Annotated in this window: 25 protein-coding genes and 1 pseudogene; 17 read left to right on the forward strand and 9 right to left on the reverse strand. The window is 71.4% G+C overall.

Annotation, left to right across the window (positions count from 1 at the left end; genetic code table 11):
• Positions 1-37 precede the first annotated feature (37 nt).
• Positions 38-2,488: a glycoside hydrolase family 3 C-terminal domain-containing protein gene (locus ACGFX9_RS37295; RefSeq protein WP_393484014.1), complete on the forward strand. Its 2,451-nt coding sequence runs from the start codon at positions 38-40 to the stop codon at positions 2,486-2,488.
• A 74-nt stretch (positions 2,489-2,562) separates the two neighbouring features.
• Positions 2,563-3,603, forward strand: a complete 1,041-nt coding sequence (locus tag ACGFX9_RS37300; protein WP_393484017.1) for a LacI family DNA-binding transcriptional regulator — start codon at positions 2,563-2,565, stop codon at positions 3,601-3,603.
• Between the two features lie 134 nt (positions 3,604-3,737).
• On the opposite strand, the gene ACGFX9_RS37305 is transcribed toward ACGFX9_RS37300, so the two are convergent.
• Positions 3,738-4,358, reverse strand: coding sequence for a sigma-70 family RNA polymerase sigma factor (locus tag ACGFX9_RS37305; protein ID WP_393484020.1), 621 nt, complete (start codon positions 4,356-4,358; stop codon positions 3,738-3,740).
• A 102-nt stretch (positions 4,359-4,460) separates the two neighbouring features.
• On the opposite strand from ACGFX9_RS37305, the gene ACGFX9_RS37310 reads away from it, so the two are divergent.
• The gene (locus ACGFX9_RS37310; protein ID WP_393484023.1) at positions 4,461-5,297 is read left to right on the forward strand and encodes an alpha/beta fold hydrolase; all 837 of its coding nucleotides are present in this window, start codon (positions 4,461-4,463) and stop codon (positions 5,295-5,297) included.
• A gap of 49 nt (positions 5,298-5,346) precedes the next feature.
• Here ACGFX9_RS37310 and ACGFX9_RS37315 read toward each other — a convergent pair whose 3' ends face one another.
• Positions 5,347-6,732 carry a hypothetical protein gene (locus ACGFX9_RS37315; RefSeq protein ID WP_393484026.1) on the reverse strand — a complete coding sequence of 462 codons (1,386 nt, stop codon included), beginning with the start codon at positions 6,730-6,732 and terminating at the stop codon, positions 5,347-5,349.
• A 113-nt stretch (positions 6,733-6,845) separates the two neighbouring features.
• Here ACGFX9_RS37315 and ACGFX9_RS37320 point away from each other — a divergent pair, with 113 nt between their 5' ends.
• Both ACGFX9_RS37320 and ACGFX9_RS37325 read left to right on the forward strand, forming a co-directional pair.
• Positions 6,846-8,123, forward strand: coding sequence for a molybdopterin-dependent oxidoreductase (locus ACGFX9_RS37320; RefSeq protein ID WP_393484029.1), 1,278 nt, complete (start codon positions 6,846-6,848; stop codon positions 8,121-8,123).
• Positions 8,124-8,125: 2 nt separating this feature from the next.
• Positions 8,126-8,587, forward strand: coding sequence for a hypothetical protein (locus ACGFX9_RS37325; protein ID WP_393484031.1), 462 nt, complete (start codon positions 8,126-8,128; stop codon positions 8,585-8,587).
• Here ACGFX9_RS37325 and ACGFX9_RS37330 read toward each other — a convergent pair.
• Genes ACGFX9_RS37330 through ACGFX9_RS37340 form a run of 3 tightly spaced genes read right to left on the reverse strand, consistent with a single transcriptional unit; the run spans position 8,485 to position 10,522 of the window.
• A complete protein-coding gene (locus tag ACGFX9_RS37330) occupies positions 8,485-9,210 on the reverse strand; it encodes a class I SAM-dependent methyltransferase (protein WP_393484034.1) in 726 nt (241 codons plus the stop codon). The genes ACGFX9_RS37325 and ACGFX9_RS37330 overlap by 103 nt on opposite strands.
• Positions 9,207-9,824: a DUF2064 domain-containing protein gene (locus tag ACGFX9_RS37335; protein ID WP_393484036.1), complete on the reverse strand. Its 618-nt coding sequence runs from the start codon at positions 9,822-9,824 to the stop codon at positions 9,207-9,209. Before ACGFX9_RS37335 ends, ACGFX9_RS37330 begins: the two co-directional genes overlap by 4 nt.
• Entirely contained in the window at positions 9,821-10,522 is a 702-nt protein-coding gene (locus ACGFX9_RS37340) for a glycosyltransferase family 2 protein (RefSeq protein WP_393484039.1), read from the reverse strand. Before ACGFX9_RS37340 ends, ACGFX9_RS37335 begins: the two co-directional genes overlap by 4 nt.
• 114 nt (positions 10,523-10,636) lie before the next feature.
• Here ACGFX9_RS37340 and ACGFX9_RS37345 point away from each other — a divergent pair, with 114 nt between their 5' ends.
• Both ACGFX9_RS37345 and ACGFX9_RS37350 read left to right on the forward strand, forming a co-directional pair.
• Positions 10,637-11,368, forward strand: a complete 732-nt coding sequence (locus ACGFX9_RS37345) for a response regulator transcription factor (RefSeq protein WP_393484042.1) — start codon at positions 10,637-10,639, stop codon at positions 11,366-11,368.
• 2 nt (positions 11,369-11,370) lie between these two features.
• Positions 11,371-12,480, forward strand: a complete 1,110-nt coding sequence (locus tag ACGFX9_RS37350; protein WP_393484045.1) for a sensor histidine kinase — start codon at positions 11,371-11,373, stop codon at positions 12,478-12,480.
• Between the two features lie 316 nt (positions 12,481-12,796).
• Here the strand turns inward: ACGFX9_RS37350 and ACGFX9_RS37355 are convergent, their stop codons facing one another.
• Both ACGFX9_RS37355 and ACGFX9_RS37360 read right to left on the reverse strand, forming a co-directional pair.
• Positions 12,797-13,786: an NAD-dependent epimerase/dehydratase family protein gene (locus ACGFX9_RS37355; RefSeq protein WP_393484048.1), complete on the reverse strand. Its 990-nt coding sequence runs from the start codon at positions 13,784-13,786 to the stop codon at positions 12,797-12,799.
• Between the two features lie 92 nt (positions 13,787-13,878).
• A pseudogene (locus ACGFX9_RS37360) lies at positions 13,879-14,061 on the reverse strand (type I methionyl aminopeptidase); the annotation flags it as partial.
• Between the two features lie 61 nt (positions 14,062-14,122).
• Between ACGFX9_RS37360 and ACGFX9_RS37365 the strand changes: the two are divergent.
• From ACGFX9_RS37365 to ACGFX9_RS37405, 9 genes are all read left to right on the forward strand, one after another.
• Positions 14,123-14,536 carry a VOC family protein gene (locus ACGFX9_RS37365; RefSeq protein WP_393484051.1) on the forward strand — a complete coding sequence of 138 codons (414 nt, stop codon included), beginning with the start codon at positions 14,123-14,125 and terminating at the stop codon, positions 14,534-14,536.
• 206 nt (positions 14,537-14,742) lie between these two features.
• Positions 14,743-15,369, forward strand: a complete 627-nt coding sequence (locus tag ACGFX9_RS37370) for a glyoxalase (RefSeq protein ID WP_393484054.1) — start codon at positions 14,743-14,745, stop codon at positions 15,367-15,369.
• A gap of 102 nt (positions 15,370-15,471) precedes the next feature.
• The gene (locus tag ACGFX9_RS37375; protein WP_393484056.1) at positions 15,472-16,782 is read left to right on the forward strand and encodes an ATP-binding protein; all 1,311 of its coding nucleotides are present in this window, start codon (positions 15,472-15,474) and stop codon (positions 16,780-16,782) included.
• A complete protein-coding gene (locus tag ACGFX9_RS37380) occupies positions 16,779-17,900 on the forward strand; it encodes a tetratricopeptide repeat protein (protein WP_393484059.1) in 1,122 nt (373 codons plus the stop codon). Before ACGFX9_RS37375 ends, ACGFX9_RS37380 begins: the two co-directional genes overlap by 4 nt.
• Positions 17,901-17,997: 97 nt before the next feature.
• Positions 17,998-18,576 carry a carboxymuconolactone decarboxylase family protein gene (locus ACGFX9_RS37385; protein WP_393484062.1) on the forward strand — a complete coding sequence of 193 codons (579 nt, stop codon included), beginning with the start codon at positions 17,998-18,000 and terminating at the stop codon, positions 18,574-18,576.
• Entirely contained in the window at positions 18,573-19,439 is an 867-nt protein-coding gene (locus ACGFX9_RS37390) for an RNA polymerase sigma-70 factor (RefSeq protein WP_393484068.1), read from the forward strand. Before ACGFX9_RS37385 ends, ACGFX9_RS37390 begins: the two co-directional genes overlap by 4 nt.
• Positions 19,440-19,580: 141 nt before the next feature.
• Complete coding sequence (locus ACGFX9_RS37395; protein WP_393484071.1) at positions 19,581-20,540, forward strand: ATP-binding cassette domain-containing protein; 960 nt, start codon at positions 19,581-19,583, stop codon at positions 20,538-20,540.
• Positions 20,537-21,331 carry an ABC transporter permease gene (locus ACGFX9_RS37400; protein ID WP_393484075.1) on the forward strand — a complete coding sequence of 265 codons (795 nt, stop codon included), beginning with the start codon at positions 20,537-20,539 and terminating at the stop codon, positions 21,329-21,331. The genes ACGFX9_RS37395 and ACGFX9_RS37400 overlap by 4 nt, the downstream gene beginning before the upstream one ends.
• 12 nt (positions 21,332-21,343) lie before the next feature.
• Positions 21,344-22,132, forward strand: coding sequence for a MerR family transcriptional regulator (locus ACGFX9_RS37405; protein ID WP_393484078.1), 789 nt, complete (start codon positions 21,344-21,346; stop codon positions 22,130-22,132).
• Here ACGFX9_RS37405 and ACGFX9_RS37410 read toward each other — a convergent pair.
• Positions 22,126-23,046 carry a helix-turn-helix transcriptional regulator gene (locus tag ACGFX9_RS37410; RefSeq protein WP_393484081.1) on the reverse strand — a complete coding sequence of 307 codons (921 nt, stop codon included), beginning with the start codon at positions 23,044-23,046 and terminating at the stop codon, positions 22,126-22,128. The two genes, ACGFX9_RS37405 and ACGFX9_RS37410, sit on opposite strands and share 7 nt — an antisense overlap.
• A gap of 174 nt (positions 23,047-23,220) precedes the next feature.
• Here ACGFX9_RS37410 and ACGFX9_RS37415 point away from each other — a divergent pair, with 174 nt between their 5' ends.
• The gene (locus ACGFX9_RS37415) at positions 23,221-24,255 is read left to right on the forward strand and encodes a zinc-binding dehydrogenase (protein ID WP_393484084.1); all 1,035 of its coding nucleotides are present in this window, start codon (positions 23,221-23,223) and stop codon (positions 24,253-24,255) included.
• On the opposite strand, the gene ACGFX9_RS37420 is transcribed toward ACGFX9_RS37415, so the two are convergent.
• Entirely contained in the window at positions 24,245-25,261 is a 1,017-nt protein-coding gene (locus ACGFX9_RS37420) for an aromatic acid exporter family protein (RefSeq protein ID WP_393484087.1), read from the reverse strand. The two genes, ACGFX9_RS37415 and ACGFX9_RS37420, sit on opposite strands and share 11 nt — an antisense overlap.
• Positions 25,262-25,286: the final 25 nt, after the last annotated feature.

The following is a 25,286-nucleotide window of genomic DNA, read 5'->3' on the forward strand; positions in this document are numbered from 1 at the left end:
CTCGGAGGGGCAAGGGAGCGGTGAGGAGGAGCAAGGAATGACGCACGACGAACTGGTGAAGCTGCTGGGGACGCTGGACCTGACACAGAAGGTCGGTCTTCTGACCGGAGCCACTGCGTGGCGTACTCGGGCCGAACCAGCCGTCGGACTACGGGAGATGGTCTTCTCGGACGGCCCGGCGGGCGTGCGGGGAGAGGCGTGGGACGAACTCCGCCCCTCGCTGCTCCTGCCCTCCCCCTCCGCGCTGGGTTCACTGTGGGACGAGCAACTGACCTTCCAGCTCGGCGAACTGCTCGCCTTCGAAGCCCTGGACAAAGGGGTGCACGTGGTCCTCGCGCCCACCTTGAACCTCCACCGCACCCCGCTGGGCGGGCGTCACTTCGAGTGCCTGGCCGAGGACCCGGAGCTGGCGGCGAGTACCGGAGTCGCCCTGATCCGCGGCATTCAGGCCCATGGGGTCGCCGCGAGTGCCAAGCACTACGTGGCGAACGATTCGGAGACCGAGCGGCTCACCGTGGACGTACGAGTGGACGAGCGGACGCTGCGAGAGGTGTACCTCGCCCCGTTCGAGGCCGCCGTCCGCGCGGGCGTGTGGCTCGTCATGAGCGCGTACAACGGCGTCAACGGTACGACGATGACCGCCAACGAGCTGTTGGCCGAACCACTGAAGGGGGAGTGGGGCTTCGACGGGGCCGTCGTCTCCGACTGGGGCGCCGTGCGGACCACAGTCGAGAGCGCCGGCGCCGCCCAGGACCTCGCGATGCCGGGGCCGGAGGGCGCATGGGGCGCGGCCCTGCTGCGGCAGGTGCGCGGCGGCGGCGTGCCGGAGGCGGCGATCGACGACAAAGTGCTGCGGCTGCTCACCTTGGCCGACCGGGTCGGCGCGCTCGGGAGCGCGAGGAGACGCTCACAGCGACGCTCACAGCGCTCGCTGACGGGCGCCGCCGCCCGCCGTCTGCTGCGCGAGGCCGTGGCGGCGAGCACCGTGCTGCTGCGCAACGAAGACGTCCTGCCCCTGGACGTCGCAGCGTGCCGCAGTGTTGCGGTCATCGGACGGCACGCCGTGACACCACGGCTTCAGGGAGGGGGCAGTGCCGGAGTCTTCTCGTCCGGCATCGTCACACCGCTGGACGGTATCCGGGCCCGGATGCGTGGCCGGGGGCAGGTGCTGTACGCCCCTGGCCCGGACCTGGGTGGGCAGCCGTTGCCCCTGGATCCGGCACGGTGCCAGAACCCTGACACCGGGGAGCCGGGTGTGCTGCTGCGGGTGCTGACCGCGACGGGACGTGAACTCTGCCGCGAACACCGCCTCTGGGGGCGGCAGTTGGAGCCGCCTGCCATGGCAGGAGCGCATACCGTGGAGATCAGCGCGCTGGTGCGCTCGGCCGACGAGGGGAAGTGGACGTTCGGGATCGGCGGCTTCGGCCGCATGAGCCTCGCGGTCGACGGAGAGCTCCTGGTGGAGGGCGAATTCGCGCGCGAGACCGAGGACCCTGCCGTCACCCACCTCGACCCGCCCCGGCAGCACGCGTCGGTATGGCTGCCGGCCGGTCACGCCGCACACGTCGTCGCGCGCCGGGAACTGGCACCCGATACCGGCCGTGCAGTCGTCGTGACGGCCGCGGCGCCCGAGCCGGATCCTGACCAGGCGCTGTCGGAAGCGGTCGAGGCCGCGCGGGACGCGGACGTGGCCGTGGTCGTGGTCGGCACCACCGAGGGCAGCGAGTCCGAGGGGCACGACCGCACCTCCCTCGCCCTCCCCGGCCGCCAGGACGAACTGGTCGCCGCGGTCGCCGCCGCCAACCCGCGCACCATTGTCGTCGTCAACGCGGGCGGACCGATGGAGCTGCCTTGGCGGGAACGGGCCGGGGCGGTGCTGCTGACGTGGTTCCCGGGCCAGGAGGCGGGCGCCGGGCTCGCCGATGTCCTCTTCGGCGAGGCGGAACCGGGCGGCCGGCTTCCCACCACGTGGGGAGCTGCCCTGGCGGACGCGCCGGTCAGGGAGACCCGCCCGTGTGACGGCACCCTGAGGTACGCGGAGGGCTTGCACATCGGCTACCGGGCCTGGCTGCGAGAGGGCCGCGAACCCGCCTACTGGTTCGGCCACGGTCTGGGCTACACGACGTGGAGCTACGAACACCTGCGCGTACCCGGGACGGTTGCCGGGGGAGAACACTTTGCCGTGGAGGTCCAGCTCCGCAACACAGGCACACGTCCGGGGCGTGAGGTGGTGCAGGTGTATCTCGCTCGGTCCGACTCCGCGGTGGAGCGCCCGGTCCGCCGGCTCGCGGGCTACACCGCTGTCCGGGCGGAGCCGGGGGAGTGCGTCACGGCATCGGTGGGGGTAGCGGCCAGGATGCTGAGCCACTGGGACACGGACGAGGGCGGATGGCGAAGCGAACCGGGTGACTGGCGGGTTCTCGTCGGGCGCAGCGCGGCTGATCTGCCTCTGGCGGCGCTGGTACGCAGCTCGGGCGACGGCCAGTAGTCGGCTAGCGGAGGCGGGGAGCGGTGCGGGAGAGCGCTCTATGACGTCCCAGGGCGGGGCGTTAGGGTTCCCGAATGGACAGACAGCTCCCGACCCTTGAGGACGTGGCGCGCGAAGCGGGGGTGTCCCGCGCCACCGTCTCGCGGGTGGTCAACGGCGTGCGCAATGTCGCTCCCGCCATCCAGGACGTCGTACGGGCGGCCATCGAGCGGACGGGCTACGCGCCCAACAGGGCGGCACGCTCCCTGGTGACCCACCGGGCCGAGACCGTCGCCCTGGTGGTCTCGGGTGCCGGCGACCACTCCGACACGGCGCAGAACACGTTCGCCGCCCGGGTGTTCGCGGACCCGTTCTTCGGCCGGGCCGTCAGCGGGGTGGTGGGATTCCTGAGGCCGCGCGCCATGCATCCGGTGCTGATGTTCGCGGAGACGGAGGAATCCCGGCAGCAGGTGCTGACATATCTGCGCCAGGGCAACGCGGACGGTGCCCTGGTCGTCTCGACACATGCCCAGGACCCGCTGCCGGCGCTGCTCGCCGAAGCAGGGCTGCCCGCGGTGTTCTTCGCGCGCCCCTCGGTGCGGGCCCGCGTCACGTACGTCGACTTCGCGCACAGGGACGGGGCGAGGCTGGCCGCCGACCACCTGCTGGCGCGCGGTTGCCGCCGGGTGGCGACCATCTCGGGACCGCTCGACATTCCCGCAGGCCGGGAGCGGCTCGCGGGGTTCCAGGAGGGCATGGAGCGGGGCGGGCAGCCCTGTATCTCCGTTGCCGAGGGGGGCTTCACCCTCGACAGCGGTGCGAGGGCGATGCGTCGACTGCTGGCGGGGCATCCGGACATCGACGGCCTGTTCGCGGCCAACGACCTGATGGCACAAGGCGCGTGCCAGGTCCTGAGGGAGGCGGGGAAACGGATGCCGCGGGACGTGGCGGTGGTCGGATTCGACGATTCGAGCGTGGCGGTGACCTGCGAGCCTCCCTTGACGACGGTGCGGCAGCCGGTGGAGGAGATGGGCGCGGAGATGGCACGGCTGTTGCGGGAACAGATCGAGGGCGTACGCAGTGAGGCGAAGTCGGTGATCTTCGAGCCGGAACTCGTGGTGAGGGAGTCGGCGTAGGGGAGCGGGGACGACGGGAAGACGCCCCCGTCATGGGGGCCGGTCGCGTTGCGCGCATCGAGTGATGTCTCGACCTCGACTGGAGCGTGAGGTCGAGGGGAGGCCGCTCGGCCGTTCGTCCCGAAGGACCGGGATCAGACGTCGCCGCCGAGTCGGTCGCGTTGGATCCGGCGGGCGAGGGTGCGGCGCAGGGCGGCGGGGCCGGAGGCGGTCGTGGCGGTCGTCCTGGTCGTCTTGGAAGGGACGTCGAGGCCGCGGCTGATGCGGTCGTAGGCGTCCTGGTGGCCGGTGGGCAGCCGCGCCCGGTGGTGCCTGAGGTCTTCTTCGATCAGGCGCCGCAGCGCGTCGACGTTCTGGGGTGTGAAGCGCTTCTTCCCGCGGGCGAGGGCGTGGATGCTGCTGGTGCAGTGGGCCGCCTCGTGGAGGGTCCGGGAGATTTCCTCGGCCAGGCCCCACAGACGTCCTTCGAGCCAGGGGATGTCCTGCTGGTCGAGGGCGATATCCATGGGCGGCGGCGGGCCGTCCGCCCTGTGCTTGGTCACCTGCTTGGACACCGCGGGTTGGCTCATGTCGGTGAGTTGGGCGATCTTGTCCTGGGTCCAGCCCAAGCCGACGAGCAGTTTGATCATCTCGGCGCGCAGCTTGCGCATCTCCTCGCCCGCGCGGATGACGTCGTTCATCTCGGCGAGCATCCGCCCGGCCTGCTCCTCGGTCAGCGTCTCGTGGGTGTCGTGCATGTTCTCGTCGCCGGCCATGACGCGGTTATATACCGCGGCGTCCCGTCACCACAACCAGAGCATAACCCGAGTTGTATAACCTGGTTGTAATCGGCTGTGCGGGGTGCCAGGATCGTGTCCATGCCTACCTTCTGCGCACCTGACGGAACCCAGCTCGCCTACCGCGTCTACGGAGCCGACCGTGACGGCGACCCGCTGCTCTGCATCCCTGGCGGCCCCGCGGACTCCGCCTACCTCGGAGACCTGGGCGGCCTGGCCGCGCACCGGCGACTGATCGTCCTGGATCTGCGGGGCACCGGCCGGTCCGCGGTGCCCGAGGACACCTCCTCCTACCGCTGCGACCGCCTCGTCGGCGACATCGAAGCCCTGCGCGACCACCTCGGCGTACGGCGGATGGATGTGCTCGCCCACTCCGCCGGGGCGAACCTCGCGGTGCAGTACGTGGCCCGACACCCCGGCAGCGTCGGCAGGCTGGCCCTGATCGCTCCCAGCACGCGGGCAGTCGGCATTGACATCACCGGGCCGATGCGGCGCGAGGTCGCGCGACTGCGCAGGAACGAGGACTGGTTCGAGGTGGCGTTCGCCGAGCTGGAGGCGATCACCCAGGGGACGGGCGGCGACTGGGAGGCAATTGCTCCCTTCTTCTACGGCCGATGGGACGCCGAGGCACAGAAGCATCACGCGGCCGGTCAGCCGGACAACAGGGAGGCGGTGGCTCTCTTCGCGGCGGAGGGCGCCTTCGATCCGGAGGCCACGCGCGCGGGTCTTGCCGCCTTCCGGGCCCCGGTACTGGTACTGGCCGCGGAGTTCGACCTGAACAGTCCGCCGCGGGCGCTGGCCGAACTGGCCGGGCTTTTCCCCGCCGCTGAGCTCGTGGTGCAGCCGGGGGCGGGGCACTATCCCTGGGTGGATGACGCCGAGTGGTTCGTGGCGAGTGCGGCGGCGTTCTTGGCGTAGCGCCCTCGGCCCCGGGGACTTCGACACCGCAAGCGCCCGCCGGTCAGGGTCACCACGCCGTCAGCAGAAGATGGTTCAGCAGCAGCGCCAGCGACGCCTGCGCCCCGAGCCAAGCCCGGGGCCGGGTGAGGAACGCGCAGGCCGGGAGCAGCCACATCGCGAAGGGGAGCCAGATGCGTTCCGTCTCCGCCTTGCTCATCCCCGACAGGTCGGCGGCCAGCAGCGCGAACAGGGCGGTGGACACAAGGAGCCCGAGGCGAACGTCGGCCGAGCCGCGGCCGGGTGAACCGCCGACGGAGCCGTACAGCAACGCCCCGGCCCGCCGCAGCCCCGCCACCGTGGCCACCCCCGCGATCAGCACCGTACAAGCGAGGTTGGCCCATACCCAGTAGCCGTAGGGGCGCACGCCACCCGCCCCCTGGTAGTAGCGCGTGACCAGGAGCTGGTAGGCCTCCCACCAGTTGAACCCGGCCAGCGTGAACGCCACCGGGACCACGGCAAGGCCGGCCAGCAGCAGTGCGAGCACGGCCGGCCGCTCCCGGACTCGGTGGCGGTTGAGCACCAGCACCACGGCCCCGATGAGCGCGAACAGCGTGAGGCCGTAGGAGAGATAGAACGTCAGACCGAACAGGAGACCGGAGAGCGCCGCCCGCCACAGACAGCGCTGGGTGACGGCAAGCGCCAGAAGCGCCACGGCCCACGCGGCGACAGCGGCGAAGTAGGCGTCGGCCGACGCGCCCATCCATACGGCGGCCGGGGCCAGGACCAGGAAGGGCGCCGCCCGCCGCGCCAGTTGTTCCCCGGCGAGGGCCCGCACGGCGACCAGTACGGCCACGCACGCCGTGGCGCCGACGACGATGCACCACATGCCTGCCCAGCCACCGCCGCCGAGTCCTGCACGGTCGAGCAGGACGAAGGTCAGCGGCGCCGCTGGTGGGTGCCCCGCGGTGTGCGGGGGCCAGTGGTCCGGGGAGTCGATGAGGATGTGGTGCGTGAAGTCCCGCAAGGTGGCGGGGATGTCGTCGAAGCGGTCGATGACCTGGAGGTACTCGTAGCGGGTGGTGAGCCGCTCCGCGATGCCCCGGTGCCAGCCGTCGATCAGCGCGAGGGAGAGGATCCACGCCGTGGAGCTTGCCCAGGCCGTGGCGAGCAGGGCCCGCCAGGGCAGCCGGGCGGCGAGGGCGGGGCCGTACGCCACGGTCGCCGCCGCCACCGCGAGCGCGGCCGGAGTCCCCGGGCCCACGTGGGGGTTCCATTCGGCGTACAAGGGGGGCCAGTCGACGAACAGCGTGTCGCGGTTCCTCTGGAGGTACCGGCCGATCAGCGCTGCCGCCACCACGAGGAGAGCGGCGGCCCCTGCGGCGTACAGGTCGTGGCGGAGGCCCTCGGTGTTGGTCCGGGAGGGTGCGTTGTTGCCGATCCTGGTGCGGTTCACGCCAGAACGCTAGGCCGAGGAGAGGGCCGACGGACGCTGCCCCGGCCGGACGTCAGCGTTTCGTCATGCGTCGCGCACCCAACCCGGGGGTGGTGCCGTCCTACGGTCTGAGCATGCGCGACGCTCCCCCTCTTCCCTCCTCGCCCGGCTTCTGGCGCAGCCCGCTGCGCGGCCCCCGGCTCACCTCCGTACTCGGCCTCGTCCTGCTCGTCGGCATCACCGTGCTGTTCGTGACCGGCCTGGTCTCGTACGCCGCGTACAACCCGGACCTGGCGCCGGTGAACGACAAGACGCCGGACAAGGGGCTCCTCGGCTTCTACCTCTTCGCCTGGCCGACGAACCCCCAATGGCTCTACCGGCTCACCCAGGGCGTCCACGTCACCCTCGGCGTCACCCTGATCCCCGTCCTGCTGGCCAAGCTCTGGTCGGTGGTCCCCAGGCTGTTCGCGCTGCCACCGGCCCGTTCGCTCACGCACGCGCTGGAACGCCTCTCGCTGCTGTTGCTGGTGGGAGGCGCCCTGTTCGAATTCGTGACAGGTGTGCTCAACGTCCAGCTCGACTACCTCTTCCCCGGCTCCTTCTACTCGCTGCATTTCTACGGCGCCTGGGTCTTCTTCGCGGCCTTCGTGGCACACGCCGTCCTCAAGGCACCCGCGGCCGTCCGCAACCTCCGACGACTGCGTGAGAAGGGTGAGGAGGGCGAGGAGTTCGAGAAGGGCGAGGAGGGTGATCTGGTCGCGCCGGCGCCCGATCCGCCGACCGTCTCGCGGCGCGGGGCGCTCTGGTTCGTCGGCGGTGGCTCGCTGCTGCTGTTCGGCACCACGGCCGGGCAGAACTTCGACGGGCCTCTGCGGCGCACCGCGCTGCTCGCGCCGCACGGCGGCGCCGAACCCGGCAGTGGGCCCAGCGGCTTCCAGATCAACAAGACCGCCGCGTACGCCGGGATCGACACGGCGGAGACCGGCGAGGACGCCTGGCGGCTCGTTGTCACCGGGAGCGTCGCCGGGCGCACGGAGACCGTTCGGCTGAGCCTCGCACAACTGCGCCAACTGCCGTTGCACAGCGCCGCGTTGCCCATCGCCTGCGTCGAGGGATGGTCGACGTCCGACCAGTGGTGGCGTGGGGTGCGGCTGCGTGACCTGGCGGCGCTCGTCGGGTACGAGGACGATCCGCCGGACGTGCTCGTCGAGTCGCTCCAGCGGCGCGGCGCCTTCCGCCACGCCGCCCTGCGCGCCAACCAGGTGGCCGATCCGCGCTCCCTGCTCGCCCTGTACGTCAACGGCGTGCGGCTGACCCCCGACCACGGCTACCCGGCGCGTGTCATCGTGCCCGCCGCGCCCGGTGTGCTCAACACCAAGTGGGTGGCCCGGATGACCTTCGGAAGGCTGTGACCATGAAACTTCGCCGAGTCCCCTTCGGTAGCCCGCTGCAACTCCTCCTGCTGGTCTGCTCGTTCGCCCTCGCGGGCTACGCGGGCGTACGTCTGCTCGCCGACGACTGGTTCGGCGTGACGCTGTGGTTCGTGGGCGCGGCCCTGCTGCACGACCTCGTCATGCTTCCCCTGTACGCGGTCGTGGACCGGGCCCTGCTGCGAGGCCTCGGCGCCGTGGGCCACCGTGAGCGGGCCGGGTATGTGCGTGTCCCGGCCGCGCTGTCCTGTCTGCTGCTGCTCCTGTGGTTTCCGCTGATCAGCGGGGCGGTGGAGCGGCGCTACCGGCTGGTCACCGGCCGGTCGTCGGACGCGTTCCTCGCTCACTGGCTGCTGATCACCGCGGTGCTCTTCGGCGGCTCGGCGCTGCTGCTTGCGGTGCGGGTGCGCAGGGCGGCGAAGGCGCGGCCTCCCGTGGTCCACTGAGCGATGGTGCGCCACCCCGCCCCCTCCGCGTGACGGAGGAGGGCGGGCGTGCCGAGCCGGGCCCACGGGAAGGGCCGCCCGTCGACGTGTCCATGGGCGTCGCCGACGTCGACGACCTGCACCTGGGTGCGTTCGTCGACGTCCATCGGGGACGTCTCGGCGATCAACAGTCCGCCGGGGGAGACGAGTTGAGCCACCCGGGTCAGCAGGGCGTGCGGGTCGCCGCCGATGCCGATGTTGCCGTCCATGAGCAGGGCGGTGCCCCAGCGGCCCTCGCCGGGCAGCGGCTCGAAGACCGAGCGGCGCAGGGCCCGGCCGCCGAGCCGTGCGGTGTGGTCGACGGCGGCGTCGCTGACGTCGATGCCGAGTACCGTGCGGCCCCGCGCGCCGAGTTCGGCCACAAGCCGCCCCGGCCCGCAGCCGACGTCAAGGACGGCGCCCTCGCAGCGGTCCAGGACCTCGCGATCGACCAGGTCGGCCCCCGCGCACCAGCGTTCCACCTCCAGCGGCAGAAGCCAGCCGTCGGAGCGGCGCAGGAAGAGCGGACCGCGTCCTGTGCGCAGGGCGGCGGCGTAGGAGTCGGCCGTGGCCCAGGGTGCGGCGGTGGCCGGGGGAGCGCTCATCGGCGTACCGCCGCCGTACACCGGGCGAGCCGCTCGGCGAACCGGCCGTGCGGGACCAGGGCGGCGACCTCCGCCGCGTCGGCGGCGGTGTCGACGTCCCGCAGCGCGGGCAGGTCACGCACCCGCAGCCCGGCGGCGACGAGCCGCTCCCGCTGCACCGCCCCTGTTCGCGGGGTCGACATGGGCACGCCCCGAAGCAGTCCGGGATCGGGCTCCGCCAGGCCGAGGGCCCAGAAGCCGCCGTCCAGCGCCGGGCCGAAGAAGGCGTCGTACGCGGTGAAGTCCACGGTGAGCAGCGCGGGCGTCACCTGCGGGGTGTCCATGCCGATCAGCAGCGCGGGGCCCTCGCACGCCGCGAAGGCGTGAGCCAGCCGCGCGTCGAGTCCGCCGCCGCACTGCGGTACGACGTCGAAGCCGGGCGGCAGCCAGGGGCCGGGAGCGCCCTCCAGTACGAGTACGCGCCGTGCGGCTGGGGTGGCGGCCACGGTTTCCAGGGTGTCCGCGAGCGCCGCCTCAGCCAAAGCCGCGGCCTCCTGGGGTGTGAAGGGCGGTGTCAGGCGGGTCTTGACCCGGCCGGGGCGCGGCTCCTTGGCGATGACGAGCAGCGTGGTCATCGTGAACTCCCTTCCCGTACGGGCGTTTCCGACAGCACCCGGCTCATGTCGCGCACCGCGTGCCAAGTGCCGCGCCAGGTGCCGGTCACCTTCGATGCGCCGGTGCGCGGCAGATAGGGCACGTCATGCTCGGCGATCCGCCATCCCGCGTCCGCCGCCCGCACGACCATCTGCAGGGGGTAGCCGTTGCGCCGGTCGGTGAGGCCGAGCGCCAGCAGTGACTCGCGGCGGGCGGCGCGCAGCGGACCGAGGTCGTGCAGCCGCAGCCCCGTCCGGTGGCGCAGCATCCGCGCCAGGGCGAGATTGCCCGCGCGGGCATGCGCGGGCCACGCGCCGCGGGTGCTGGGGAGGCGCCTGCCGAGCACCAAGTCGGCCTCGCCTTCGCCGACTTCGCGTACGAAGGGGACGAGGAGCGCCGGGTCGAGAGAGGCGTCGCAGTCGCAGAAGCAGACGATGTCGGCATTGGCGGCCGTGAGCCCGGCATGGCAGGCGGCGCCGAAACCGCGCCGCGGTTCGTGCACGACGCTCGCCCCCAGTGAGCGGGCGACGTCCGCCGAGCCGTCGGTGGATCCGTTGTCGACGACGAGCGCGCGCCAGCCCGGAGGAATCCGTTTCAGCACCCAGGGCAGGGCCTCGGCTTCGTTCAGGCAGGGCAAAACCACGTCGACTGTCGCAGGTGTGATCGTCACGGGTTCCACCCTACGAGCGCAAATAGGGCATAACGGACTCGCGATCCTTACGAAACGCGGACGTCGGGGGCCCTGGCCCGGCAGCGGTCGGCATCCGCGGCGCCGTGGTGCCAGGCTGGGGGTATGCAGCAGTCATACGAGCCCACGAGGGCGGAGACCGCCGACGGGGCGGCCCGGGTCCTGGTCGTCGACGACGACCCGACCGTCGCGGAGATCGTGGCGGGATACCTGGAGCGCGCCGGTTACGCCGTCGAGCGCGCCGACGACGGCCCGGCGGCCCTCGCCAGTGCCGCCGCGCACCGGCCTGACCTGGTGGTGCTCGATCTGATGCTGCCCGGCATGGACGGCCTTGAAGTCTGCCGGCGGATGCGCGAGCGGGGGCCGCTGCCGGTCATCATGCTCACCGCCCGTGGCGACGAGGACGACCGCATCCTGGGCCTGGAGGTCGGCGCCGACGACTACGTCACCAAGCCCTTCAGCCCCCGTGAACTGGTCCTGCGCGTGGAGTCGGTCCTGCGCCGCTCCCGGCCCGACACGGCGGCACGCCCCCTGCGCGCGGCGGGACTCACCGTCGAGCCCGCCGCGCGGCGGGCCACCAGAAAGGGCGAGCAACTCGCCCTCACCCTGCGCGAGTTCGACCTCCTCACCTTCTTCCTGCGCCATCCAGGGCGGGTGTACAGCCGCGAGGACCTGATGCGCGAGGTGTGGGGCTGGGAGTTCGGTGACCTGTCGACCGTCACCGTCCACATCCGAAGGCTGCGCGGCAAGGTCGAGGACGATCCGGCGCGCCCGCGGCTGATCCAGACCGTATGGGGCGTCGGCTACCGCTTCGAGCCCGGCCAGGAGGCGGACTGACCGTGCGCGACATCCTCCTCATCGCCCTCTACGCCTTCGTGGGCGCCGCCGCCGCGGGCCTGGCCGGAGCCGGTGCGCTCCGGCTGATCCGGCGCCGCTCGCTCACCGCCTCCCTCGCCGTGGTCTCGGCGGTCGGCGTGGTCGCCATGCTCGCGGGCACTCTCATCGTCGCGTGGGCGATGTTCCTGTCCAGGCACGATCTGACCGTGGTGACGACGGTGGTGGCCATGGCGGCCGTCGTCTCCCTCGCGACCGCGCTGGTCCTTGGCCGCTGGGTCGTGGCACGCAGCCGTGAACTCGCCGTCGCCGCCCGCTCGTTCGGTGACGGCGGCGACTACTTCGCGCCCCACGGCCCCGCCACCGCCGAACTGGAGGCGGTGAGCCGTGAGTTGGCGGCGACCAGCGCCAAGCTCGCCGCGTCGCGGGAGCGTGAGCGCGCCCTTGAGACGTCCCGGCGTGAGCTCGTCGCGTGGATCTCGCACGACCTGCGCACTCCGCTCGCCGGGCTGCGCGCCATGGCCGAGGCGCTGGAGGACGGTGTCGCCGCCGACCCCGACCGCTACCTGCGGCAGATGCGGACCGAGGTCGAACGGCTCAACGGCATGGTCGGAGACCTCTTCGAACTCTCCCGTATCCACGCGGGAGCGCTGCCCCTCGCCCCCGCACGAGTCTCCCTATATGACCTGGTCGGCGACGCGCTCGCGGGCGCGGATCCGCTGGCGCGCGAGCACGGGGTGCGCCTGGTCGGAGATGGCGTCGAACCGGTGCCGGTCGAGGTGGACGGCAAGGAGATGAGCCGGGTGCTGGGTAACCTCCTGGTCAACGCGATCCGCAGGACGCCCGCCGACGGCACGGTCGCCGTCGCCACCGAGCGCTCGCCGGAGGGCGTGATCCTGTCGGTGACGGACGGCTGCGGCGGCATCCCCGAGGAGGACCTGCCGCGTGTCTTCGACACCGGCTGGCGCGGCACCCACGCCCGAACACCCCCGGCGGGGGCGGGACTTGGCCTCGCCATCGTGCGCGGCATCGTCGAAGCACACCAGGGGCGGGCCACCGTACGCAACATCCCCGGCGGCTGCCGCTTCGAGGTGACACTGCCGGCCGCTCCGTAGCGGCGCCCCGCCATTCACCCCTGCATCGCACCGACTGCGCCGCGCCGCGCGCTTCGCGCCTCGCCCCGGGTGCCTCGCGCCTCGCGCCGCGTGCCTTGCCCTTCGCGCCGCGTGCCTCGCCTCTCGTGCCTCGCCCCTCGCGACTCGTGCCCTGCGCTCCGTGCGTCGTGCCGGGTGCCTCGCGCTTCGCCCCTCGTGCCGTGTGCTTCGTGCCTAGCGGCTCGTGCTTCGCGCGGGGCGCGGGTGCTTCGCGGCTCGTGTCCAACGCCCCCCGTGCCCCGTCCGTCATGCCCGGCGCCCGCACCCCCGCTCGCGGCTAGGCACGGGCGAACTCCATCATCCCCTCCTCGAAGCCGACCTCCGGCTTCCAGCCCAGTTCCTCCCGCAGCCGCGAGGAGTCGGCCGTGATGTGCCGGACGTCCCCCAGCCGGTACTCGCCGGTGACGATCGGCTCGATCCCGCCGTCGTACGCGGTGGCCAGCGCCCCGGCCATCTCCCCGACGGTGTGCGGCACTCCGCTGCCCGTGTTGTACGCCGTGACCGCGCCCACGGCGGTCTCGGCCTCCAGAGCCACCACGTTGGCCGCCGCCACGTCCCGTACATGCACGAAGTCCCGCCGCTGGAGCCCGTCCTCGAAGACGCGCGGTGCCTCACCACGGGCGAGCGCCGAACGGAAGAAAGAGGCGACGCCCGCGTACGGGGTGTCGCGGGGCATCCGGGGTCCGTACACGTTGTGGTAGCGCAGCGACACAGCCGTCCCTCCCGTGGAGCGAGCCCACGCGGCGCTCAGATGCTCCTGCGCCAGCTTCGTCGTGGCGTACACATTGCGCGGATCGGCCGGCGCGTCCTCCCCGACAAGGCCGGGGGCCAGCTCACGGCCGCATTGCGGGCACATCGGCTCGAACCGGCCGGCGTCCAGATCGGCGGCGTCACGCGGCCCGGGGCGGACGACCCCGTGCCGATCGCACACGTACCGGCCCTCCCCGTACACAACCATCGAGCCGGCCAGCACGAGGCGCCGCACACCCGCGTCCGCCATGGCGGACAGCAGGACGGCCGTGCCCAGGTCATTGCGCGAGACGTACTCGGCCGCGTCCGCGACTCCGTCGCCCAGGCCGACCATCGCCGCCTGATGGCAGACGGCATCCACCCCAAAGAGCACCCGCGCCACCGCGACCGGATCGCGCACGTCGGCGCCCGGGTCCTCCCGCAGATCGAACACGACCGGTTCATGCCCGCGCGCGGCCAGCGCCTCGACAACATGGGACCCGATGAAGCCGGCACCGCCGGTGACCAGTACACGCATGGGTCCACGCTAGGCCCGAATGACGCCCGAACCGGGGGAGCGGGCCCGCACGTCACGGCTCCGTAAGGTCAGGGCAGGGGCAGGATGCGGGGGTAGTCGTTGCGTCCTCCGGTCATGAGCATGGGTTCGAGGGCGAGGGCGAGGGCGAGGCCGTGGCGCAAGGGGAAGCCGCGGCCGGGTCGTCCGTGGTTGGGGACGTGAGGGTCTTCGTGCATCTGGCGGCCGATACCGTGGCCGCCGAAGTCGGACGGCACGCCGCAGCCCCTCTTCCTGCTGGGCGGAGGCCGTCAGAAATCGAGAAGCGCGAGTCGCGGAACCGCATTTAGCCTGACCTGCATGGACATCACCATTCATACGAGCGCCCTCCCGCATGTGGACCCGGACGCGTCCCTGGCCTTCTACCGCGACACCCTCGGCTTCGAGGTCCGCAGCGACGTCGGCCAGGGCCAGATGCGCTGGATCACGGTCGGCCCCGTCGGCCAGCCCAGCACGTCCATCCTCCTGGCGCCCCCGGCCGCCGACCCCGGTATCACCGAGGACGAGCGCCGCACCATCGCCGAAATGATGGCCAAGGGCACCTACGGCTGGATCCTGCTGGCCACCCATGACCTCGACGGCACTTTCGCGAAGGTGCAGGCCGCAGACGGCGCCGAAGTCGTGCAGGAGCCCACCGAACAGCCGTACGGCATCCGTGACTGCGCCTTCCGTGATCCCGCGGGCAACCTCGTCCGCATCCAGGAACTTCGCTGAGCCACCGCGTTGAAAGGGAGTTCTGTCATGTGTCATCCCTCGTGGGCGAGCGCACGTACCGAGGCGCGACGTCTGAGCGACCCCGCCGTACACGTAGCCGTACACGCACCTGATGAAGCGCCGCGTCGGACGCGCGACGGCGCTGACGCACGACCGGTCAGGAATGAAGAAGCGCCGGTCGTCGAGCCGCAACTAGCGTGATGGACATGGCAAACATCGACTCCATCACCCTGGACGTGGCCGACCCTACGGCCGCCGAGCGCTTCTACACCGCCGCCTTCGGCCTCGACAAGCAGCTGCGCCTGCGGGCCTCGGAGGCGCCCACCACCGGCTTCCGCGGATTCACGCTGTCGCTCACGGTGGCCCAGCCGTCCACCGTCAACAGCCTCATCGACTCCGCCATCGAGGCCGGCGCCACGTCGCTGAAGCCGGTGACGAAGTCACTCTGGGGGTACGGCGGTGTCGTACAGGCCCCGGACGGGACCATCTGGAAGGTCGCGACCTCGGCGAAGAAGGACACCGGCCCCGCCACACGCCAGATCGGTGAGATCGTGCTCCTCCTCGGGGTGGAGGACATGACCGCGAGCAAGCGGTTCTACGTCGGCCAGGGCCTCGCCGTGGGAAAGAGCTTCGGCAGCAAGTACGTGGAGTTCGCCGCCGATTCGAGCTCCGTCAAGCTGGCCCTGTACAAGCGCCGCGCCCTCGCCAAGGACGCCGGCGTCTCTCCCGACGGCACCGGCTCGCACCGGCTCATGATCGGCGGCGACGCCGGGACCTTCACCGACCCTGACGGTTTCGCCTGGGAGGCGACGGCGTCGGCTGCCGCGTCCTGACATGCCGTTGAACGTCCAAGCCCCCCCACCCCGCGCCGGGGAGGGGGGGCCTTGCCGTGACCTGACGTGGGCCAGGGGATCTCGTGTACATAAGGTGACCGCATGTCTGAGGACTCACCCCTGATACGAAGTCTCCGCACGGCCGTTGAAGCGGCACCCGGTGACGTACCCCTACGCCTGCACCTGGCCGAGTTGCTGCTGGACGCCGAACAGCCGGACGCCGCGGTCGCTGAGGTGGCCGTCGCGCTGCAGCACGCACCGGGAGACGGCCAGGCCCGGACGCTGATGGCGCGGGCCATGGGCGCGCCCGCCCCCGCCGAAACGCAGGAGCAGCCACACGCACCCGCGGCGGCACCGGCATCGGCACCGGCACCGGCACCGGCACCGGCATCCGAGCCCGCAGGCCAAGAGCCCCGCACAGACTTCGACTGGAGTGCCGCCGCGGACCAGGTCGGCGACGTGATCCCGCCCCGTTTCGTCGAGGCCCCCCTGACGGCCGACGGCAGTGGCGATCCCGGCGACGCCGCCGCCTTTGACGTCCACGCTCCCGGTGCGATGCGCCTGGCCGACGTCGGAGGCATGCAGGAGGTCAAGGAGCGCCTCGAAGCCGCGTTCCTCGCCCCCATGCGCAACCCTGACCTGCGCAAGCTGTACGGGAAGAGCCTGCGCGGCGGACTGCTCCTGTACGGGCCTCCCGGATGTGGCAAGACCTTCATCGCCCGCGCGATCGCGGGTGAACTCGGGGCGGGTTTCCTGTCCGTGTCGGTCAACGACGTCCTGGACATGTGGATCGGCAACTCCGAACGCAACATGCACGAGATCTTCCAGACCGCCCGCCGACAGGCCCCCTGTGTCGTCTTCCTCGATGAACTCGACGCGCTGGGCGCCAAGCGCAGCCGCACCCAGCACAGCGGTCTGCGCAACACCGTGAACCAGCTCCTGACCGAACTGGACGGCATCGACTCGGCGGCCAACGAAGGCGTCTTCGTGCTCGCCGCCACCAACGTCCCCTGGGACGTGGACATCGCGCTGCGCCGCCCCGGCCGCCTGGACCGCACCCTGCTCGTCCTGCCGCCCGACGCACCGGCCCGCGAGGCCATCCTCCGCTACCACCTGCGTGAACGCCCCGTCGAGAACGTCGACTTGGGCAGGCTCGTCAAGGCCACGGACGGCCTGTCCGGCGCCGACCTCGCGCACCTGTGTGAGGCGGCGGCCGAGACCGCCCTGCTCGACTCGGTGCGCACCGGAACGGTCCGCATGATCGGCATGAAGGATTTGCTGCAGGCCGCGAAGCAGACCGTGCCCTCCACCGAGCCGTGGTTCGCCGCGGCCCGCAACGTCGCCATGTACGCGAACGAGGGCGGCATGTACGACGAGTTGATCACCTACCTGAAGAAGAAGCGGAAGTTGTGAGCACCCTGCACCCGGCCATCGAGCAGGCCCAGGCCCTGATCGAACTCGAACGCTACGACCAGGCCTTGGGCCTGCTTGGCCGCCGCCTCGCCGAGGACCCCGGCGACGTACACGCATGGGTCAAGATCGGCTACTGCCACCTCAACACGGACCGGCCGGGGCAGGCGATGGAGGCGGCCGACGAAGCCCTCAAACTCGCGCCCGAGGACTACGGCGTGCTCAGGCTGCGCGCGCAGGCGATGGTGCGGGACAACGGCTGGCTCAAGGTCCAGCCCATCCTGCGCGAGCTGATCCGCATCGCCCCGCACGATCCGTTCGCGTACGCCATGCTCGCCGACGCCGTGTGGCGCGCCGCCCTCGTCCGATACGCCAAGGAGACCGGCGCCGCGCAGGTGAGCGCCGGCACCATCGACCGCCTCTCCGGCGAAGCGGCCGAGCTGGCGATGGAGGCGCTGCGGCTGGGCCCCGAGGACATCTACGCCCACGAGATCGCCCACCGCATCGCGAGCGCGGCCGGCAACGGCACGGTCGCCGACCAACTCGACGAGGCCATCCTCCGCATCGACCCCACCCATGCGGAAGCCCTCGCGCGCCGGACGAAGAAGGCCGCTCAGGCGCCGGGCGTGGGCGCCACCGAGGCCGCCGGTCTCTACGCGGACGCGCTCGCCGCGGAGCCCAACTCGCCAGCCATGCGGCGGGAGTTGGACCACGCCACCTATCGCCTCCTGCGCGGCACCCGGTGGCTCGCGCTGCTCTGCGTGGGCCTGGCGGGGGTCATGATCGACCTCTTCCCGACCGAAGGCGAAGTCGCCCGGGAACTGCCCGTAACCGTTGGCCAGCGCCTGTGGTGCCTCGTGGTCATGGCCGCGATCTGGGCCTTCGGCGCCTGGCGCCGCTACCGCAGACTCCGCTCGGGCATCCAGCTCAACGTCCGCTCCCTGATACGCCGAGGCCGCTGGGCCCGCGTCGTCGTGGCCCAAGCGGCCTGGGCCATGATGTGCGCCCTGCTGATCACCCAGATCCCCTGGACGGACCGCCTGGTGCCCGGAATTCTCTTCTGGGCCGGATTGGCGCCGACACTGGCCACCGTGTGGTTCGACAGGAAGAAGGCCCGGTAGGCCGCGTCACTCCTCCTCAGGATGCCAGGGGGGTGTCACATCCGTGGGCCGGGCGGTGTCTTTATGTCGAACAGCCGGACACCCAAGGAGAGACACCATGGCGCTACGCATCCCGAAGGCCGAACTCCCCACGGAGCTCAGGGAAAACATGATCAAGCAGCTCGGAGAAGTGGCCGAGCCCGTCGAAGTGGTGTGGCACAGCCCCGACGTCGCCACGTCCAATCTGGAGTTCTCGGCCAAGCTCGCCGCGTGGGACGCCGCCGATGCCGCCCTCAAGTCGTTCGCGCACATGGCGGTCGCGGCACAGGTCGGCTGCGGCTGGTGCCTGGACGTCGGCTACTTCCAGGCGCAGAACCAGAACCTGGACCTGGCCAAGGCGAGCCAGGTGCCGCGCTGGCGGGAGTCGGAGGTGTTCACCCCGCTGGAGCGGGAGGTCCTTGAGTACGCGGAGGCCATGACGAACACGCCGCCGACCGTCACCGACGCGTTGTACGCGGGCCTGCTCGACGAGCTCGGCCCCGCCGCGATGGTCGAACTCACCGCGTATATCGCCTTCGTGAACATGGCTACCAGGAACAACAACGCGAACGGGATCACGTCGCAGGGATTCTCCGAAGCCTGCGAGATCCCGCTGGCCGACCGCCCCGAGCCGTCCGTCGTAGCCTCGACGGCATGACCCAGGACCCGTTCGTCACCCATCGCAGCCTGCTCTTCACGGTCGCCTACGAGATGCTCGGTTCGGCGGCCGACGCGGAGGACGTACTGCAGGAGACCTGGCTGCGATGGGCCGGCGTCGATCACTCGCAGGTGCGCGACCCCCGGTCCTACCTCATCCGGGCCGTCACCCGGCAAGCACTCAACCGCCTGCGCACGTTGTCCCGCAGCCGCGAGGACTACGTCGGCGAGTGGCTGCCGGAACCGCTCCTGACCACCCCGGATGTCGCCGAGGACGTCGAACTCGCGGAGAGCGTCTCGATCGCGCTGCTCACCGTGCTCGAAACGCTCGGCCCGGCGGAGCGGGCGGTGTTCGTGCTCCGTGAGGTCTTCGAGATGCCGTACGGCGAAATCGCCGACGCCATCGGGAAGTCCCCGGCCGCCGTACGGCAGATCGCGCGGCGCTCACGCGAGCATGTGGCGGCCCGGCGGCCACGGGTCCAGGTGAGCAGGTCGGAACAACAGGCCGTGGTGGAGCGGTTCCTGGCCGCGTTGCGGACCGGGCAGTTGCAGGAACTGCTGGAGGTCATGGCGCCGGACGTGGTCCTGATCGCCGACGGCGGCGGGGTCGTGGCCGCGGCCCTGGCTCCGATCCACGGGGCCGGACTCGTGGCGCCGATCCTCGCGCGTGCGAACCAGGTCGTGGCCGCGATCGCGACGACGACGGTGTGGCTCAACGGTGCGCCGGCGGGCCGGATCGACATCGACGGCGAGCCGTCCGCGGTGAGCGTCGTGGTGGAGGACGGGCGGATCACCCGGATCTACCTGGTGCGAAACCCGCGGAAGTTGACGCGGCTCGACGAACCGGCGGAACTCGCCCGGTAGGTCCGACCGCCGCGGCCCTGGCGGCGTGGGGGAGTTCCGGGCGGCGCGAACGGCCCGGAACCCCTTACGCCCCCCGACTCCGCACACGCCGGCAGGCGGCGGTTGACCCTGACGCAGGGCCAACCTTTCAGCATGGTCGCCATGACCACCCACACCAGTGCGATCGAGGTCGCGGGCCTGCGCAAGTCGTACGGCGACCATGCGGTACTCGCCGGAATAGATCTGACCGTCCCCGCAGGCACCGTCTACGCCCTGCTCGGCCCCAACGGGGCGGGCAAGACCACCACCGTCCGGATCCTGTCCACCTTGCTCCGAGCGGACGGTGGCGAGGCCCGGGTCGCCGGGTACGACGTGCTGCGCGAGGCCGATCAGGTGCGCGCGTCGATCGGAGTGACCGGACAGTTCTCCGCCGTGGACGAGATGCTGACCGGGCGGGAGAACCTGCGGCTCATGGCCGACCTCGCCCACCTCGGCCGGCGCCGCGCCCAGGCCGTGGCCGGGCGGCTGCTCGAGCGGTTCGACCTCGCCGACGCCGCCGGCCGGCGCGCGGTCACGTACTCCGGCGGCATGAAGCGACGACTCGACTTGGCGATGACCCTGGTGCCCGGACCGCGGCTGATCTTCCTCGACGAGCCGACCACCGGCCTCGACCCGCGAAGCCGCCGCGAACTGTGGGGGATCGTACGGGAACTGGTGGCCGACGGCGTCACCGTCTTCCTCACCACCCAGTACCTCGAAGAGGCCGACCAACTCGCCGACCGCATCGGTGTGCTGGACGGCGGCCGGCTCGTCGCCGAGGGCACCGCGGCCGAGCTGAAGCGGCGCGTACCCGGCGGTCACATCGAGCTCCAGGCCGCCGACGGCGAACGGATGGCCGAGCTGGCACGCCAGTTGCCCGAAGCGAGCCCGAACGCCGCCGCCCTCACCCTCACCCTGCCGCACGACGGCAGCCTCACCGCGCTGCGACGACTCCTTCAGGAGATCGACGACGACGGCGCTGTCACCGGGCTCACCGTGCACACCCCGGATCTCGACGACGTATTCATGGCTCTCACCGGCCGCCCCACCACCGACGAGCTTCGCGAGGAGGCGCGGATATGAGCACCACGACGTACGCCCTCCGCGACTCCACGACCATGCTGCGCCGCAACGTGAGACACATGGCCCGTTATCCGTCGATGACGGTGATGCTGATCGGGCAGCCACTGCTGTTCCTGCTGCTGTTCGTCTACGTCTTCGGCGAGGCCATGGGCGCCAGTGTGCCGGGAGCCCTGGCGGGGGACCGCGGCGACTACCTGACCTTCATCACTCCCGGGATCCTGATGATGACGGTGGCGAGCGTGTCCATCGGCACCGCGGTCCTGGTCGCCACCGACATGACCAACGGCATCATCGACCGGTTCCGGACCATGGCCATCGCCAAGTCCTCGGTGCTCACCGGCCATGTGCTCGGCGCGATGATCCAGACCGCGCTCGCGCTCGCGGTGATCTTCGGTACGGCGTTCCTGCTCGGCCTGGAGACGGCCGCCTCGGCGACGCAATGGTGCGGCCTGGCCGGTCTCCTCGCGCTGCTGTCGTACGCGATGACGTGGTTCACCGTGGCCCTTGGCCTTGCCAGTCCGGACCCGGAGACCGCGAGCAACCTGCCGATGATCTTCGTCCTTCTGCCGTTCGTGGGCAGCGGGTTCGTGCCGGTCGAGTCGATGCCGGCCGGGCTGCGGTGGTTCGCCGAGCACCAGCCGTTCACACCGATCATGGACGCCTTCCGTGGTCTGCTGGCCGGAGCGCCGGAGGGGGCGGACGTGCTCCGGGCCGTCGGCTGGACTCTGGTGATCGGGCTGTCCGGCTACCTCTGGTCGCGTCGCCTCTACCGCACGCGCGCCGCGAACTAGGAGACTGATCCCATGCTGACCATCGGCGAGCTGGCGTCGTACGTCGGCGTGACCGTGCGCGCGGTGCGGCACTACCACGCCAAGGGGCTGCTGCCGGAGCCGGAGCGGGATCACTCCGGCTACCGGAGGTACGACGCCGGCGCCGTGGTCGAGCTGATCAAGATCCGGACTCTCGCGGGCGCCGGCGTCCCCCTGGCGCGCGTACGGGAGCTGCTGCGGGCCGACGAGGAGGAGTTCGTCGCGGCCGTCGCCGACATCGACGAGCGGCTGCGGGCAGAGATCCGCGAACGGCAGCGGCACCGCGAGCGGATCGCCCGCCTCGCCTCGGGGGACAGCCTCGTACTGCCTGCGGAGGTAGTCGAGTTCCTCGACAGGCTGCGGGTGCTCGGCGTCGACGAGCGGATCGTCCAGGCCGAACGCGACGGCTGGATTCCGCTGGCCGCGCACTCACCCGAGCGAGTCCCGGAGTGGATGGCACGCAAGAGGGAGCAGATCGCCGACCCGCGGCTCATCGATTTCTATCTGACCCTGGGTGAGGCGCTCGACCGGACCGACGACGACCCGCGGCTGACCGATCTCGCCGACCAACTGGCCGCCTATATAACGGAGATGGCCGACGAGCAGGGCGAGGAATACGTCGACGACACCGACATCGCGCCGCCACTCGCCAAGCTGATGGACACGCTGGCGTTCGACACCTTGCCACCTGCCCGGAGGCTGATCGAGCTGCTCAAGAGCCGCGGCTGGAGCGGCTGGACCAAGCTCGAGCGCGTGGCACCGGCCCATACCGATGGTCAGTGAGGTCTGTTCGTGTCCGACGGCGCGGGGCGCGGCGCCACCTGCGGCGCGGTCATGTCGAGCAGGAGCAGCGCGTCGTGGTCGGGCGTGCCGGGTTCGGCGGTGTAGACGGCCAGGCGCTGACCCGGGGTGCCTTCCAGGTGCATGGACTGGGAGGTGAGCGTGAGCGCTCCGACGTGAGGGTGTTGGAAGGTCTTCTGCGCGGGCTTGCGGCTGGTCACCTCATAGCGCTCCCACAGCCCCGCGAAGTCGGGGCTCTTGAGGAGGAGTTCGCCGACCAGGCCGGCCAGGTCCGGTGCGTCGGGCGCGGTCCCGGCGACGGCACGCAGGCGGGCGACGCAGTTGGTGATCTGCCGCTCCCAGTCGGGGAACAGATCACGGGCCGCGGGGTGGAGGAAGAGGTAGCGGGCGAGGTTGCGCTGTTTGACGGGCCAGCCGTCAAGGCCCGCGTACAGGGCGAGACCACCGGGGTTCCAGGCCAGGACGTCCATGTCGCGGCTGATGACATAGGCCGGGTACGGGCGCACCGACTCCAGCAGCAGCTTCAGATGGGGACGCACGGTACGGCTCGGTGCGGGCGGCGGCTGGGGCGCGTACCGGGCGGCGAGCGCGGCCAGCTCCCGCAGATGCCGGTGCTCCTGGTCGTCCAACCGCAGGGCGCGGGCGAGGGAGTCGAGGACGGAGGGGCTCGGCCTTGTCTCCTTGCCGCGCTCAAGACGGACGTAGTAGTCGATGCTGATCCCGGCGAGGGTGGCCAGCTCCTCCCGGCGCAGCCCCGGGGTGCGGCGCAGGCCCGGGCCGACGGTGAGCCCGACGTGCTCAGGGCTTGTCCCAGTGCGCCGGGCACGCAGGAACCGGCCAAGCTCCGCCCCCTCGCTGCCCTCGCTGCCGGTGGTGGGAGTGTGCGTCGATGCCATGGCTTCAGTGTCACACCGTGCTGACCTGCGCGGCAGAACGGTGGGGGGCCCTGTCATGACCCCCGAAGAGCCCGGCCTGCCACGCGGGCGGAAACGTCGCGAAGGTGAGGGGACAAGACACCGAACCGCTCTTCCGCCCCGAACGGTGGACCGCCCCCCCCAAGGAGGACCCTCATGCGTGCAGCAGTGATGTACGGAGCCGGAGACGTCCGGATCACGGACCGCCCCGACCCGAAGATCCACCGGCCCACCGACGCCGTCGTGCGCACCGTTCTGTCGTGCGTGTGCGGCAGCGACCTGTGGCCCTACAAGTCCATGCCCGCCACCGACACCGGCCGCCCGATGGGCCACGAGTTCCTGGGCGTGGTCGAGGAGACGGGCGCCGATGTCGCGGGCGTCAGGGCAGGAGACCTGGTCCTCGCCCCGTTCACGTACTGCGACAACACCTGCGACTACTGCGCCCGGGGCCTGCACTTCTCCTGTCGGCACGGCGGCCGGTACGGCTTCGACGGGGTGGACGGCGGCCAGGGCGAGGCGGTGCGCGTCCCGCAGGCCGACGGCACGCTGGTCAAGCTGCCTGTCGACGCCGGCTCCGCGCTCCTGCCGTCGCTGCTGACCCTCTCCGACGTGATGGGCACCGGCCACCACGGCGCCGTCACGGCCGGCGTCGGCCCGGGCGACTCGGTGCTCGTCATCGGGGACGGCGCGGTCGGCCTGTGCGCGGTGATCGCCGCCAGGCGGCTGGGCGCCGAACGCGTCGTCCTCATGGGCCGGCACACCACCCGCACCGACCTGGGCCGCGACTTCGGCGCCACCGACGTCGTCGCCGAGCGCGGCGAGGAAGGCGCCGCCCGTGTGCGTGACCTGACCGGCGGCGACGGCGTCGAGAAGGTCGTCGAGGCCGTCGGCACCCGCCAGACCCTGGACACCGCGCTCGAAGCGGTCAGCGACGGCGGCACCATCAGCCGCCTGGGTGTCCCGCAGTACGAACAGGGCCCGGTCGGCCCGTCCATGATCCTGCGGAACATCACCCTCACCGGAGGCGCCAGCCCGGCTCGCGCCTACATCGAGGAACTGATGCCCGACATCCTGGCCGGCACCATCACCCCCGGCCGTGTCTTCGACCGGAGTTTCACCCTCGACCAGGCCCCCGAGGCCTACCAGGCCATGGCCGACCGACGCGTCCTCAAAGCACTCATCACCCTGTAGTCTCCAGCGGACCTGCCACCGTTTCCAGGTCGTGCAGGAGCCGATGCGTCTCGGCCACGATGCCGGCGAAGACCGGCGTCGGCTCGTACCGCGTGTCTTTGAGCAAGGACGCGAGGCGGTTATGGGCTTCACGGGCGGAGCCGAGCGCCGAGGAGGAGCTCTCGTCGGAGGCGCACACCGAGCCCGCTGCCGCCAGGAAGGACGACAGAATCTCCGGTACGTCGACGGGAAGAGCCGGGCGCTCATTGCGGTCCTGGGCATCCTCGCTCAGCGTACGCATCGTGATCCGCACATGCTCGGTGAGCCGGTCCCAGGCGAAGTCCCAGTCGGCTGAGGGTACTTGGGGCAAGGAGCGGCGGACCCGGACGAGAGGGTTGAAACGGTAGCTCTCGTTCGACCAGCGCCGGGCCGTCCGCAGGTCCGTGACCAGGTCCGTGAGGCTCTGCGCGCGGGAGTACCAGCCGTCGGCCTGCGACTTGTCGTATGTCTCCCGCACGCCATCCGCCGCGTCGCGCAGCAACTCCGCGCAGTCCTGTGGGAGCCGGCCGCGCAGATGCTGGACGTTGCGCAGGTGGACCGGCGGAAGTACCAGGGCGTTCACGCCGATGCCGATGACCGCCCCGAGCAGCGTCTCCAGAAGGCGGTGCCCGATGTCGACTCCGCTGTACTGACCGTAGGCGAGGACGAAGAGCGCCGCGGTGGGAGCGTAGACCCCCTGCGTGCCGAAGCGGGCGTAATTGCCGAGCAGGACCGTCAGGGGCAGGGCCACGGCCATGGCCGCCATCGTGTTGTCCAGGAGGGCACCGGCGCCCGCCGCGATCAGCGTGCCCACGATGACCACGGCGAACTGCTGCACTCCGGAGAGCAGGGAGCGATAGACGGTGCCCTGTACGAGGAACAGTGCCGTCCAGGGCGCCATCAAGGCCATCGGCGCATCCCACCACCAGCCGGCGACGGCCCACGCGATCAGGGCGGCGCCGGCGGCCTTGAGGGACTGGACGGCCATGTCCCGCTCGGGGCCGGACTCCGTG

It is taken from the genome of Streptomyces sp. NPDC048436, assembly GCF_043200355.1.
Classification (GTDB): Bacteria; Actinomycetota; Actinomycetes; order Streptomycetales; family Streptomycetaceae; genus Streptomyces.

What these genes read in the sequence shown, in the direction of transcription:
- ACGFX9_RS37410 (WP_393484081.1), bottom strand. Translation starts at nt 23,046, where the DNA reads ATGGCATCGACGCACACTCCCACCACCGGCAGCGAGGGCAGCGAGGGG.
- ACGFX9_RS37375 (WP_393484056.1), top strand. Translation starts at nt 15,472, where the DNA reads ATGTCTGAGGACTCACCCCTGATACGAAGTCTCCGCACGGCCGTTGAA.
- ACGFX9_RS37305 (WP_393484020.1), bottom strand. Translation starts at nt 4,358, where the DNA reads ATGGCCGGCGACGAGAACATGCACGACACCCACGAGACGCTGACCGAG.
- ACGFX9_RS37390 (WP_393484068.1), top strand. Translation starts at nt 18,573, where the DNA reads ATGACCCAGGACCCGTTCGTCACCCATCGCAGCCTGCTCTTCACGGTC.
- ACGFX9_RS37370 (WP_393484054.1), top strand. Translation starts at nt 14,743, where the DNA reads ATGGCAAACATCGACTCCATCACCCTGGACGTGGCCGACCCTACGGCC.
- ACGFX9_RS37300 (WP_393484017.1), top strand. Translation starts at nt 2,563, where the DNA reads ATGGACAGACAGCTCCCGACCCTTGAGGACGTGGCGCGCGAAGCGGGG.
- ACGFX9_RS37345 (WP_393484042.1), top strand. Translation starts at nt 10,637, where the DNA reads ATGCAGCAGTCATACGAGCCCACGAGGGCGGAGACCGCCGACGGGGCG.
- ACGFX9_RS37405 (WP_393484078.1), top strand. Translation starts at nt 21,344, where the DNA reads ATGCTGACCATCGGCGAGCTGGCGTCGTACGTCGGCGTGACCGTGCGC.
- ACGFX9_RS37295 (WP_393484014.1), top strand. Translation starts at nt 38, where the DNA reads ATGACGCACGACGAACTGGTGAAGCTGCTGGGGACGCTGGACCTGACA.
- ACGFX9_RS37335 (WP_393484036.1), bottom strand. Translation starts at nt 9,824, where the DNA reads ATGACCACGCTGCTCGTCATCGCCAAGGAGCCGCGCCCCGGCCGGGTC.
- ACGFX9_RS37365 (WP_393484051.1), top strand. Translation starts at nt 14,123, where the DNA reads ATGGACATCACCATTCATACGAGCGCCCTCCCGCATGTGGACCCGGAC.
- ACGFX9_RS37325 (WP_393484031.1), top strand. Translation starts at nt 8,126, where the DNA reads ATGAAACTTCGCCGAGTCCCCTTCGGTAGCCCGCTGCAACTCCTCCTG.
- ACGFX9_RS37330 (WP_393484034.1), bottom strand. Translation starts at nt 9,210, where the DNA reads ATGAGCGCTCCCCCGGCCACCGCCGCACCCTGGGCCACGGCCGACTCC.
- ACGFX9_RS37320 (WP_393484029.1), top strand. Translation starts at nt 6,846, where the DNA reads ATGCGCGACGCTCCCCCTCTTCCCTCCTCGCCCGGCTTCTGGCGCAGC.
- ACGFX9_RS37310 (WP_393484023.1), top strand. Translation starts at nt 4,461, where the DNA reads ATGCCTACCTTCTGCGCACCTGACGGAACCCAGCTCGCCTACCGCGTC.
- ACGFX9_RS37400 (WP_393484075.1), top strand. Translation starts at nt 20,537, where the DNA reads ATGAGCACCACGACGTACGCCCTCCGCGACTCCACGACCATGCTGCGC.
- ACGFX9_RS37415 (WP_393484084.1), top strand. Translation starts at nt 23,221, where the DNA reads ATGCGTGCAGCAGTGATGTACGGAGCCGGAGACGTCCGGATCACGGAC.
- ACGFX9_RS37385 (WP_393484062.1), top strand. Translation starts at nt 17,998, where the DNA reads ATGGCGCTACGCATCCCGAAGGCCGAACTCCCCACGGAGCTCAGGGAA.
- ACGFX9_RS37395 (WP_393484071.1), top strand. Translation starts at nt 19,581, where the DNA reads ATGACCACCCACACCAGTGCGATCGAGGTCGCGGGCCTGCGCAAGTCG.
- ACGFX9_RS37355 (WP_393484048.1), bottom strand. Translation starts at nt 13,786, where the DNA reads ATGCGTGTACTGGTCACCGGCGGTGCCGGCTTCATCGGGTCCCATGTT.
- ACGFX9_RS37420 (WP_393484087.1), bottom strand. Translation starts at nt 25,261, where the DNA reads ATGGCCGTCCAGTCCCTCAAGGCCGCCGGCGCCGCCCTGATCGCGTGG.